Genomic DNA, 12,071 nt, shown 5'->3' with positions numbered 1-12,071 from the left:
GCTCTGTGCCGCCCCCGGGGACCGTCGGCCGGCGCCCTGCCCGGTGCCGTGGCCCGGCCCGCCTCTCCCCCTCGCATGTCCGCAGCCAACCGATGGGATGCCGCCACCATGCATCGTTACGTCGTGGCCGACGCCTTCACCAGCACCGCGCTGGAAGGCAATCCGGTCGCCGTCTTCCTCGGCGCGGAGGACCTCACCGCGCAGCTGATGCAGCGCATCGCCCGGGAGATGAACCTCTCCGAGACCACCTTCGTCCTGCCGCCGTCGAACGAGGCGGACGCGCGGGTCCGCATCTTCACCCCGGTCAACGAACTGCCCTTCGCCGGTCACCCCCTCCTCGGCACCGCCCACGTCCTGGCCGAGCTGTGGCAGCGGGACCGGTTCGTGCTGGAGACGGCGATGGGCGAGATCCCCGTGGCGGCCGAGCCGGAAGGCGACCGGTCCACCCGCCTCCGCCTGGCCCAGCCGGTCCCCGTCTGGGAGCCGTACGAGAAGGCCGAGCAACTCCTCGACGCGCTCGGCCTCGACGCTTCCGTCGTGCCGGTGGAGATCTACCGCAACGGCCCGCGGCACGTCCTCGTGGGAGTGGACGGCGTGGAGGCGCTCGCCGCCCTCCGCCCCGACCACCGGGCGCTGTCCGCCTTCCCCGACATGGCGGCCAACTGCTTCGCCGGCGGCGGCCGGCACTGGTACACCCGCATGTTCTCGCCGGCCTACGGAGTGGTCGAGGACGCCGCCACCGGCTCCGCCGCGGGGCCGCTCGCCATCCACCTCGCCCGGCACGGGCTGATCGAGCCCGGCACCGAGATCGAGATCGTCCAGGGCGCGTGGATGGGCCGCCCGTCGACCATGTACGCCAGGGCTGTCCACGAAGGCCACCGGGTGACTGCCGTCCACATGAGCGGCAGCGCGGTCACCGTCGCTCGCGGGACCCTGCTCGTCTGACGCCGACATTCGACCGCCGACATGAAACCGGGGGAAGGAAGCGCACGCGGAATGTCACGGGGCAACGCACGCACCAGCCCGTGGATCACGGTGGGCCGGGGGCGCGAACTCGGCCGTGTCCGGCAGGCGCTGTCGACGACCCACGGCGTCCTGATCACCGGCGAATGGGGAGTCGGCAAGAGCCGGCTGCTCCAGGCCGCGCTCGACCAGGCCGCCGCCGGCGGCGCCGACACCGCCCGAGTGAGCGGAGCCGTGCCCACCGGCACCACCGGATCGCTCGCCGAATGCCTGGAACAGCGCGCCGCCGACTCCAGCTCCTGGGTCCTCGGGCTCGACGATGCCCACCTCGCCGACCCGGTGGCCACTGCCTCGCTCCACGCCCTCGTGCGCAGCGGACGCGTGCGCGTGGTGGCGTCGGCACTGTCCGGGGTGGCGCTGCCGCCCGGGATGAGCATGCTCTGGGTGGAGCGGCTCATCGAGCGCCTGGACGTGCCGCACTTCACCCGCTCCGACGCGGCCAGGGTGCTGCGGGCCCGGCTGGGTGGTCAGTTCTCCGCCGACTGCCTGGAGCGGCTGTGGTCGGTGACCCGGGGCAACGCCCTGCTGCTGCGCGAGGTCGCCGACGCCGCACTCGCCGAGGGCACGCTCCGCGAGGAGGACGGCATCTGGCAGTGGCGGGGCGAGCTGTCCGTCGACCCCGCCGGGCGGGTCGCCGCTCTGGTCCAGCTGCGCTTTGCGGGGCTGCGCCCGGACGAACGCGAACTGATGCAGCTCGTGGCGCTCGCCGAGCCCATGGAGGCCGACCTCGCGACCGTGGCCGGGCTCGGCCGCGCCGCCGAGTCCCTCAACCGCAGCGGCCTCGTGGTCACCGAGCGCTCCGGTCGCAGACTGCGGCTGCGGCTGACCTACCCGGTGTACTCCGCCGCCGTGCTGTGCGCCCTGCCGGAGCTGGCCGGGCGTCGGCTGCGGCGCCAGCTCGCCGACGCCATCGAGGCGACCGGCATGCGCCGCCACGACGACGTACGCCGGGTCGTCGGGCTGCGGCTCGCCGCCGGCCAGACCGCGCCGGTCGAGCAGCTGCTGCCCGCCGGGCAGTCGGCTCTGGGTCTGCACGACTTCCACCGGGCCGAGGAGCTGGCCCGGCTGGCCCTGTCCCAGCCCCGCGGGGAGGAGACGGCCGCCCGCGCTCGGCTGCTGCTCGGCCAGGCACTCGAAGGCCGGGGCAGCCACGCGGAAGCCGAGCGGGTGCTCGCCGGCGTGCCGGGGCCGGACCCGCTGAAGTCGGGGGAACTGATCGCGGTCCGGGCTGTCAACCTGGCGTACGGCCTCGACCGGTTGCCCGAGGCCAAGGACGTCCTCGAGCGGGCCCTGAAGGAGGCCCGCGGGGCCGGCCGGCCGCTGCTCGAGGGTGCCGCCGCTCTCCTCGGCCTGATCGACGACCGGTTCGCCGAGGTGGCCGAGGCAGCCGCGGGTCCCGGCGCGCCCGCGTCCACCGGCCTGGTGAGCGTGCCCGCTGCCTATGCCCGGACCGAAGCGGGCGACCCCGAGGCCGCGCTGCGCCTGCTGGCGGCCACTGAGCCGGCCGGGAACCACCGGTTCGTCGGGGCCGCCGCCCAGTGGGTTGGCTGCTCGGCGGCGCTGAACACCGCGGGCGTCTTCCAGGCGACGGCCCGGCTCGACGGCATGCGCTGGTGGGACGAGGGCGACCCACGGGAACGCGTCCGGGTCGCGCTGCTGCGCGCCCGGCTGCACCGGGCGCGGGGCGACTGGTCCGCCGCCGTGGAGGAGCTGCGCCGCGCCGGTGCCGTCCAGGCCCCGCCGGACTGGCTGACCGCGCCCGCCTGGACGCTGGCCCAGCTCGCCGCGGCCCTCGCCGAGGCCGGTGAGCACGCCGAGGCCGTCCGCACCCTCGTCGAGGTGCGGGCCGTGCAGGCGCGCAGCGTGCGCTATCCGCTGGCCCGGGACGGTGCCGCGCTGGAGACCGCCCTGGTCCACGCCCATGTGGGTGACCGCGCCGGGGCGATACGGCAGGCGACCGCGGTCGCAGTCGCGGCGGGCGAGGCCGGACGGTGGGCGCAGGCGGTCGCCGCGCTCCACCTGGCCGCGCGGCTCGGCGTCGCCCGTGACGCCGCCGCCCTGCTGCCAGACTCCACCCGGTTCAGCGGTACGACCGCCTTGCAGGCCCGGCACATACGGGCCCTCGCGCGCTGGGACGCCGAAGCCCTCGAAGCCGTGGCCGAGACGCAGGCGGAGCGGGGGTTCCTGCCGCTGGCCGCGGAGACCGCCGCCCAGAGTTCGCGCACCCACCAGGCGGTCGGCCACCACCGCAGGAGCCGTGCCGCCCGCGCCCTGTGCCGTGAGTACCTCGCCGCCTTCGGCGGGACGCTGCCGCCGTGGGTCCGGCGCGAGGACGACCCGCCCGCCGACACCTTCGGCTCGCTGACCGTACGGGAGCGGGAGGTGGCCGCCCTGGTCGCCGCTGGGCTGGCCAACCAGGAGGTCGCCGACCGGCTCTCGGTGTCCGTGCGCACGGTGGAGAACCATCTGCACCGGGCCTACGGCAAGCTCGGCATCACCACCCGTGCGGAGCTGGCCGGACGGCTCGCCCCCCCGCTGGAGCCCCGGGCGGAGCCCCGCGCTGACGCCGCCCCGGTGGGCCGTCCCCGTTGACGGCACCGGAGCGGCGGACGCCGGCCGGTCAGCCGACCGCGAGCTGCGCCACGACCTGGGCCACCTCCAGCGACTGGCTGCGGTTGAGCCGCGGATCGCAGGCGGACTCGTAGCGCGAGGGGAGATCCCCGAGGCACACCCCGGCCGCACCGCCCACGCACTCGGTGACCTCCTCACCGGTCAGCTCCAGATGGATACCGCCGGGATGGGTGCCGAGCGCCCGGTGCACCTCGAAGAAGCCGGCGATCTCCTCGGCCACGTCCGCCACCCGCCGGGTCTTGTGCCCGGACGGCGCGGTGTGGGTGTTGCCGTGCATCGGGTCGCAGACCCAGCCCGCCACCGACCTCGCGGCGGTGACGCGGTCCACCAGGTCCGGCAGCACCTCGCGCACCCGGTCCGCGCCCATCCGCACCACGAAGGTCAGCCGCCCCGGTTCCCGTTCGGGGTCAAGCCGACGCATCAGCTCCAGGGTCTCCTCCACCGTGGCACGGGGCCCCAGCTTCACCGCCACCGGATTGCGGATGCCGGCGAGGTAGGCGACGTGCGCGCCGTCGGGCCGGCGGGTGCGTTCACCCGCCCACAGCAGATGGCCGGAGCCTGCGTAGGAGCCGCCTGAGCGCGGATCGAGCCGGGTCAGCGGCTGTTCGTAGTCGAGCAGCAGGGCCTCGTGGGAGACGAACAGCTCGCGGGGCCGCTGCCCGTCCTCCGGTACCGGACCCGACGGCTCCCAGGCCGGGGCGAGGGCCCGCAGGGTGTTGAGCGTGGCCGCCGACGCGCCGTACACCCGCAGCATCCGGTAGGGGTTCGGGGTGCGCATCGCGGGCGAGAACTCCAGGCCGTTGACCGCGTCACCCCGGTACGCCGGCAGGACCTCACCGCCGTGCTCCTCGGTCGCCGAGGAGCGCGGCTTGGCGTACTGGCCGGCGATCCGGCCGAGCACCACCGTGGGCAGCCGGGTTCCGGCCGACAGGACCGTCGCCATGGTGAAGAGGGTGTCCAGCTTGGCGGCGACGGACTCGGCGGTCAGCGCGTCGAAGGTCTCGGCGCAGTCACCGCCCTGAAGGAGGAACGCCTCGCCGCGCGCCACCGCCGCGAGCCGGGCGCGCAACCGGTCGCACTCGGCGGGTAGGACCAGCGGCAGATAGCCGGCGAGGCGTTCGGTGACGTCGCGCACGGCGTCGGCGTCCCGCCAGCCCGGGGGCTGGGCCACGACGGGGGCGACCGCGGACCGCTGCGCCGGGCCGCTCCTCGTGGTGCTGATCAAGGAGGAACTCATGTGATGACCTCACGCTCTCGGAGTGAGTCGGCGGACGCCGCCAGCACCGAACTGACCAGTCGTTCGAGGACGGCCGTTCCGTTGCGCGTCATCACCGACGCGGGATGGAACTGGACGGAGGCGAAGCCGGCGCCGCTGAGCGCGTGGACCTCGCCGCTCGCCGGGTCGCGGCACACCCGTACCCGTCCGGGACGGCTCGGCGGCGCGGGGATGGAGTCGGCGGAGCTGACGGCCGTGAACGAGTTGTAGAAGTACACGTCCTGCCGCTCGCCGAACAGGTCGATGGTGCGCTGCACCCCCTGGTGCGGGACGTCCTTGCGGATCAGGTCGAGGCCGAGGAGTCGGCTGAGGACCTGGTGCCCGAGGCAGACCGACAGGAACGGCGCACCGTCGTCCAGCAGGCGGCGGGTCACCGCCAGCAGGTGAGCGATCTTGGGGTCGGCGCTGTCGCGCGGGTCGCCCGGTCCCGGCCCGACGACCACCAGATCCTGCCCGTCGAGCGTGTAGGGCTCGTCGAACCGCCGTACCGTCACCTCCAGGCCGATGGCGCGCAGCAGCGTGTCGCCCATGGCGGTGAACGTGTCCTCGGCGTCGATGAGCAGCGCCCGCCGGCCCTGCAGATGCGGCACTCGCAGCGCGCGCCCGCTGGGGGAGCGCCGCCAGAACTCCGCCAGCGGGTCGTTGCGTCGGCGCAGCGCGTGCCGGATCCGCGGATCCGCGGACAGGCTCGGGGCACGCCGCCCGGTGCCCCGCGCGGCGCCCGGGCCGCCGTGCAGGGCGGCCAGCAGCCCGGCGGCCTTGGCCCTGGTCTCCGCCGCCTCGGCATACGGGTCGGAGTCGCGCACCAGCGTGGCGCCCACCGCGAGCCGGAGCCGGCCGCCGTCGTCGATGTCGGCGGTACGGATCAGGATGGCCGAGTCCAGCCGGCGGCCGCCCTCGCCGTCCCGGCCGACGAGCGCGGCGACCCCCGCGTAGTATCCGCGGCCCTCCGGCTCGTGGGCGCTGATGACCCGGCAGGCGCTTTCGAGCGGACTGCCGGTGACCGTGGGGGCGAACAGGGTCTCCCGCAGGATCTCCCGGACGTCGCGGTCACTGCGGCCCTCGATGAAGTACTCCGTGTGCGCGAGGTGGCTCATCTCGCGCAGCCGCGGACCGATGACCTGGCCGCCCTCGGGACAGATGCGGCTCATCATCTTCAGTTCCTCGTCGAGCACCATGTACAGCTCGTTGGACTCCTTGCTGTCGCCGAGGAAGTCGAGGAGGTCGCTGGGGGTGGGGCCGGCGGCGGCGTAGCGGAAGGTGCCGCTGATGGGGTTCATCACGGCCCTGCCCCGGTCGAGGGTGATGTGGCGCTCCGGGCTCGCCCCGACGAACGCGCGCCCCCCGGCCCGGATCAGGAAGGTCCAGTAGGCGCCGGAGGCGGCGCTCAGCAGCCGCCGGAAGAGGGTGAGCGCCGCCCGGGCCGACCAGTCGGGCAGGTGAGCGGTGAAGGTGCGCTTGAGGACGAAGTTGGCTCCGGCGCCCGAGCCGATCTCCTCGTCGACGATCCGGCGCACCCGCCGGGCGTAGCCGTCGTCGTCGAGGTCGAAGGCGCCGTCGCACACCTCCAGGGCGGTGTCGTCGATCCGGTCGAGCACCTCCGCCACGGACAGTACGCCCTGCTCGCGGACGTCCATGACGAGCAGCGGCTCGCCGTCGTCGGGACAGGCGAAGCCGCGCTCGGCGATCTGCCGGTACGGCAGCAGCAGGAGCCGCTCGTGCCGCGCCGGGCCGTCCGCGTCGGGCAGTTCGATCTCCGTCAGGCCGGCCGCCTCGCGGACGTCGCCGACGAGCACGTCCACCACGGAGCCGTCCTGGGCCTCGGGGCGGTGCAGGAGGGCGAACGCGGGGGGCGGGGTGCCGTCGGCGAGCCGGCCGAGCAGGCCGGCCGCCGACCACGTCGTGGCCGTCATCGGGTGGCTCCCGCGGGTGCGGCGGCGAATGCCGACAGCACGGACTCGGCCGGCACCACCATCGCGCAGCGGGCCGCCGCGTACGACAGCGCCATGTGGTGGTCGGCGGCGGAGAAGTCCGCCACCGCGTCGGCGACCAGGAAGGCCTGGACGTCGTTGGCCAGGGCTTCCATCGCGGTTTGCAGGATCCCGACGTGGGCGTAGACCCCGCACAGCACCAGCTGGTCGCGTCCGCGCGTGCGCAGCAGCTCCAGCAGCCCGGTGCGGAAGAACGCGCTCGGCCGCCATTTGGTGAGCACGGTGTCCGCGTCGGCGGGCCCGAACCGCTCGGGTATGCCGCGGTGTTCGGGCGCGCCCGTCATGCCGGGGCCCCAGAAGTCCTTCAGGAGCCCGCGCTGCTCCTCGGTCATGTCGCCGGGCTGTGCCGTGTAGACCACCGGCACTCCCGCTCGCGCGGCGGCCCGGCGCAACGCGGTCACCTGGTCCTCCAGCTGCCGCCGGGGCGGCTCGCCGTCCGGCAGGAATCCGAGGAAGTAGTGCTGCATGTCGTGGATCAGCAAGAGCGCCCGGTCGGGGTCGACCGTCCAGTTCGCCGTGTTCCGGGGCAGGTCGTCGGCCGTGGGCGGAGAGTACGGGCGTATCTCGGGTATGGCGGAGCGCGCCACGGTGCTGGTTCCTTTCGGGTCCGTTCGGCTGCGGGGCCAGGTCGAGGGGCGGCTCAGGAGGCGGAGGCGTCGTCCGCGCTCAGGGAACCGATGTGCCGGGCCCAGCCGCTGACGGTGGGGTCGGCGACGAGGATGTCGAACTTCACCGGGACGCCGCCGCGGCGCCAGCGCCCGCTGAGCCGCATGACGTCGAGTGAGGTCAGCCCGAGGCGCACCAGGTTGGCGTCGTCGGGTATGTCGGCGGCGGCCGTGCCGATCAGGGAGGCGACCACCGCGCGGATCTCTTCCGCCGAGCGGGGCACGTCGGTGTTCATGAGGGCCTTTCGTTCGGGTGTCATGAGTGGGTCACTCGCCGTCCGCCGGGGCCGCCCGGGTGCTGGCGGAGGGCAGCAGGCCGGCGGCCGCCGGGGCGGACTCGCCGCGGGCGAGGGCGGCCAGCACCTTCTTGTCGGTCTTTCCGAGCCCGGTCAGCGGCAGCTCGGTGACGATCTCCAGCCGGTCTGGCACCTTGTAGGCGGCCAGTCCCCGCTCCTCCAGCGCGGCCTTGACCTCCGGCAGCGAGGGAGCCCGGCCGGCCGGGACGACGTAGGCGCAGGTGCGCTCGCCGAGGAACTCGTCCGGGTACGGCACCACGGCCGCCCGGGCCACGGAGTCCAGCGTGAGCAGGTGGCCCTCGACCTCGGCCGCGGACACCTTGTCCCCGCCCCGGATGATCACGTCCTTGATCCGGCCCTCGATGACAAGGTTCCCCTCCGGAGTCAGCCGGGCCAGGTCGCCGCTGCGGTAGAAGCCGTCCGCGGTGAAGGCCCGGCCGTTGTGCTCCGGCGCCCGGTAGTAGCCGCGCAGGGTGTACGGGCCGCGGGCCAGCAGCTCCCCGACCGTGCCCGTCGGCACCCGACGGTCCCGCTCGTCGACGATACGGATCTCGTCCGCGGGCGACACCGGCCGGCCCTGAGTGGTGAGCACCGTGGCGGCCGGGTCCTCGGGGCGGGTGAAGGTGAGCAGGCCCTCGGCCATGCCGAAGACCTGCTGGAGCCGGCAGCCGAAGGCGGGCTGCACCCGCTCGGCCGTCTCCGGGTACAGCTTGGCGCTGCCCACCTGAAGGAACCGCAGGCTGCCGAGGTCGTCGTCCATCCACTCGCGTGCCTCGAGCCACAGCTGAAGGACGCTCGGGACGACGGAGGTGAACGTCACTTGCTCGCGGGCGATGAGCGGCAGGCACACTTCCGGTACGGGCTCCGCGGCCATGACCACGGTGCCGCCCGCGCCGAGGACGCCGACCACACCCGGGCAGCCCCAGGTGAAGTTGAACTCGACGGGCAGGACGGCCAGATAGACGTCGTCGGCGCCCACCGGGCACGCCTCGCGCGCCGCCCGCACCTGGTACGCGTAGTCGTCATGGGTGCGCGGGATCAGCTTGGGCAGGGCCGTCGTACCGCCGGACAGCAGGAAGAAGGCCACGTCGGACGGGTCGGGCGCCGGCAGCTCCACCGGATCGGCGTCGACCTCGGCGAGCGGGACGGCGTCCCCCTCGGCGTCCTTGCCCAGCACGAACAGGTGCCGCAGCGCGGGCAGTTCCCGGCGCACCTGGTGGGCCAGGGCGAGGTGGTCGAAGCCGTGGTGGCTCTCGGGGAAGACGTACCCGACCGCCCCGGACAGCTCGCACAGGTGGCGGATCTCCTGGAGGCGGTGGGACGGCAGGGCGAAGACGGGCTTGGCGCCCAGCCGGAACAGCGCGAAGCAGACCACCACGAACTCCGGCCCGTTGGGCAGCTGGACCACGACCCGGTCATCCGCCCGGATTCCGCGGGCCCGCAGGCCGGCGGCCGTCCGCCGGGTGAGCAGGACCAGTTCGGCGTAGTCGATGCGGCGGTCGCCGCCCACCAGGGCGGTCTTGGAGCCGTGGGCCCGCGCCGCGGTGTCCAGCAGGTCCACCAGGCTCTCGCCGCGCCACAGGCCCTCGGTGCGGTAGCGCTCGGCCACGTCCTGCGGCCACGGCGTGAAACCTTCGAGCATCAGTGCCCTCCTCGGGAGTCGGCCGCGGGCAGGGCGCCGTGGCCCTCCCCGGGCGCCGCGGTGATCTCCAGTACGGCGCAGGCGGCCTCCATGCCGGTGGTGAAGCCCAGCACCAGCACCTGGTCGCCGGGAACCACCTGTCCGGTGCGCCACAGGTGCTCCAGGCCGATCAGGAAGTCGGAGACGCTGGCGTGGCCGATCGTGCGGTTGAGGTCCCAGGTGCCGCGGGAGGCGTCCAGGCCCAGCGGGTCGAGCAGGAAGACGCTCAACGGCTCCCGGTTGAAGCCGTTGTGCACCACCCGGGCCATCCGGTCCAGCGAGGTGCCGGCAGCCTTGAGCGTGCGTTCCACCGTGGCCGCGATCAGCTCGCCGAAGTCGGCGAGCGGGATCGCACCGCCCGCGGCCCATTGGTCGCGCCAGCTCTCCAGCCGCCCCTCGAAGTCCATCGCGCGCCAGACCGGCTCCGCCGGGGGGAAGAGCGGCTCGTCACCCCGGTGCATGGCCTCCATGCCCGGCTGGGAGACGAAGTCCATCGCGAGCAGCCGGGCGAAGCCGCCCCGCCGCGAGACCACCGCCGACGATCCGGCGTCCGCGAGGACGAACATCGACGACGACGTCCAGCGGCCCACCAGCGGCGTGTTGAAGTTGTCCGCCGCTGTCAGCAGCATCGCCGCGTCCCGCTCGCCGCCTGCCGCGAGCCGGAGCGCCGCCGACTCCAGGGCGGCCAGCAGGCCCAGGCAGCCGTGCTGCACATGGAAGGCGGAGACCGGTCGGTCCAGTGTGCCGGCCAGCACGTAGTGGGCCGGCGACCAGCCGGCCGGCCCCTGGTAGTAGGTGCTGGTGTGCAGCAGGCCGCGGAAGTCGTCCGCCGTGTGCCCGGACCGCTCCACGGCCGTCCGCGCCGCCAGGACGGCCATGTCGACCGCCGGCAGGGAGTCCTCGACGGCCACCGACTCCAGACCGGAGGCCTTGCGGGCGTCGTCGGTGTACCAGCCCTCCTTGACCGCGCACTCGGTCGTGACGGCGGACGGGACGTAGGTGCCCACCCCCGCGAGATAGATGTCCTCGAACTTCATGGCGTCGCGTCTGCCCTTTCCTCGCCCGGTGTGCCGTCGCCCCGCGCCACGGCGGTCACCCGCCGGTCTTCCCGGCGATGCCCCACCGGTTCCGGGGCACGCCGTGCAGCACCACCCAGGTGTGCTCGCGGATGTGGTCGCCGAAGACGGAGGCGGCCGCGTCGGTCAGCCGGGCGACCAGCTCGCCCTGGGTCGTCTCGTCGAGCCGGTCCTCGTAGATGGTCACTTCGATGAGAGGCATGGGAGTCCCTTCACTGCGGTACGCAAGGACGCTTCGAGCGCCGACACCAGGTGCTCCACCTGCTCGTCCGTGAGTCCCGGATGGCAGGGGAGATTGACGTGCTGGTGGAACCACAGCTCCTCCGCCACCGGGCACTCGCCGATGCCGTGTCCCCGCTCCCGCCACTCCGGCAACAGGTGGAGCGGCAGATAGCGCAGCTGGACCTCCACCCCGCGCTCGTCGAGGCCGCGGATCACCGCCTCGCGCATCCCGGGCGGCCCGTCCACGAAGAAGGTGTGCAGGTGCTGCGCGTGCTCCACCCCCGGCCGGGGCCTCTGGACACGGGTGTGCGGATGGCTCTCGATGACCTCGTTCAGGCGCGCCGCGATCCACCGGCGGCGGGCCACCAGCTTCTCCAGCCGGCCCATCTGGGCCAGGCCCACGGCCGCCGCCGCCTCCGAAAGCGTGGCGTTCGTGCCCGGCCGGCGCACACCGGAGCACACCTTCTCGTACGCCGGTGACGCGTACTTCATCCACGGCAGCAGTTCCCGGCCGAGCTGGAGCCCGCCCGGCGCGGCGGCGAAGGTCCCGTCGACCTCGTTGGACCGCAGCCGGTCGATCCGCTCCGCCCAGTCGTCCCGGTCGAGGGTGATCATGCCGCCCTCGCCGAGGGTGGTGATGTTCTTCGAGGCGTGGAAACTGAAGCAGCCGATGTCGCCGAGGGAGCCGGGCCGGCGCCCGTCGTAGACCGCGCCGAGCGCGTGCGCGCAGTCCTCGATCACCACGATGCCGCGGTCCCGGGTGAGCGCCAGGATCTCGTCCATCTCCGCGGTCCAGCCGCCGTAGTGGACCAGCAGCACCGCCCGCGTACGGTCGTTGATGAGCGACTTCAGGGCGGCCGGGTCGAGGTTCAGGGAGTCGGGGTCGACATCGCAGAAACGCACCGTGGCCGGCAGACCCAGCAACGGCTGTGCGGTGGCCTGGAACGTCTGCGGGGTGACGACGACCTCGTCGCCGTCCTTCAGGTCCAGCAGGTGGATGGCGAGTTCCAGCGCCACCGTGCCGCTGGTGACCGACAGAGCGTGACGCGAGCCCGTGTGCTCCCGGAACCGCTGCTCGAAGCGGTCCCGGAAGGATCCCATCGACAGGGGATCCTCCGAGGCGATCAGCTGTCCGATCGCCTCGCGCTCGGCGCCACCGAGGATGCTGCCACGGCTCGCGTACGGCACGGCATAGGTTCCGCGCATGACG

The 12,071-nt window shown here is 73.9% G+C and carries 10 protein-coding genes; 2 read left to right on the top strand and 8 right to left on the bottom strand.

Annotation, left to right across the window (positions count from 1 at the left end; all coding sequences use genetic code 11):
- Window positions 1-108 precede the first annotated feature (108 nt).
- Window positions 109-945 (top strand): PhzF family phenazine biosynthesis protein, encoded by an 837-nt coding sequence (locus tag JHAT_RS30865; protein ID WP_077801586.1) that lies wholly within the window; start codon window positions 109-111, stop codon window positions 943-945.
- A gap of 51 nt (window positions 946-996) precedes the next feature.
- A complete protein-coding gene (locus JHAT_RS35605; RefSeq protein WP_077801585.1) occupies window positions 997-3,615 on the top strand; it encodes a LuxR family transcriptional regulator in 2,619 nt (872 codons plus the stop codon).
- 28 nt (window positions 3,616-3,643) lie between these two features.
- Here JHAT_RS35605 and JHAT_RS30855 read toward each other — a convergent pair whose 3' ends face one another.
- Genes JHAT_RS30855 through JHAT_RS30820 form a run of 8 tightly spaced genes read right to left on the bottom strand, consistent with a single transcriptional unit; the run spans window position 3,644 to window position 12,067 of the window.
- Complete coding sequence (locus JHAT_RS30855; protein WP_077801584.1) at window positions 3,644-4,891, bottom strand: 3-deoxy-7-phosphoheptulonate synthase class II; 1,248 nt, start codon at window positions 4,889-4,891, stop codon at window positions 3,644-3,646.
- Entirely contained in the window at window positions 4,888-6,843 is a 1,956-nt protein-coding gene (locus JHAT_RS30850) for an anthranilate synthase family protein (protein WP_077801583.1), read from the bottom strand. The genes JHAT_RS30855 and JHAT_RS30850 overlap by 4 nt, the downstream gene beginning before the upstream one ends.
- Window positions 6,840-7,508 (bottom strand): isochorismatase family protein, encoded by a 669-nt coding sequence (locus JHAT_RS30845; RefSeq protein WP_077801582.1) that lies wholly within the window; start codon window positions 7,506-7,508, stop codon window positions 6,840-6,842. The genes JHAT_RS30850 and JHAT_RS30845 overlap by 4 nt, the downstream gene beginning before the upstream one ends.
- A 53-nt stretch (window positions 7,509-7,561) precedes the next feature.
- The gene (locus JHAT_RS30840) at window positions 7,562-7,846 is read right to left on the bottom strand and encodes a phosphopantetheine-binding protein (protein WP_253195664.1); all 285 of its coding nucleotides are present in this window, start codon (window positions 7,844-7,846) and stop codon (window positions 7,562-7,564) included.
- Between the two features lie 7 nt (window positions 7,847-7,853).
- On the bottom strand, window positions 7,854-9,524 hold the full coding sequence (locus tag JHAT_RS30835) for a (2,3-dihydroxybenzoyl)adenylate synthase (protein ID WP_171991139.1): 1,671 nt from the start codon (window positions 9,522-9,524) through the stop codon (window positions 7,854-7,856).
- Complete coding sequence (locus JHAT_RS30830; RefSeq protein ID WP_077801580.1) at window positions 9,524-10,600, bottom strand: ketoacyl-ACP synthase III family protein; 1,077 nt, start codon at window positions 10,598-10,600, stop codon at window positions 9,524-9,526. The genes JHAT_RS30835 and JHAT_RS30830 overlap by 1 nt, the downstream gene beginning before the upstream one ends.
- 55 nt (window positions 10,601-10,655) lie before the next feature.
- On the bottom strand, window positions 10,656-10,841 hold the full coding sequence (locus JHAT_RS30825; RefSeq protein WP_077801579.1) for a tautomerase family protein: 186 nt from the start codon (window positions 10,839-10,841) through the stop codon (window positions 10,656-10,658).
- A complete protein-coding gene (locus tag JHAT_RS30820; RefSeq protein ID WP_077801578.1) occupies window positions 10,823-12,067 on the bottom strand; it encodes a DegT/DnrJ/EryC1/StrS aminotransferase family protein in 1,245 nt (414 codons plus the stop codon). The genes JHAT_RS30825 and JHAT_RS30820 overlap by 19 nt, the downstream gene beginning before the upstream one ends.
- Between the last annotated feature and the right edge of the window lie 4 nt (window positions 12,068-12,071).

It is taken from the genome of Streptomyces sp. JHA26 (assembly GCF_002005565.1).
Taxonomy (GTDB): Bacteria; Actinomycetota; Actinomycetes; order Streptomycetales; family Streptomycetaceae; genus Streptomyces.
This window is presented reverse-complemented; position numbering and strand designations above follow the sequence as displayed.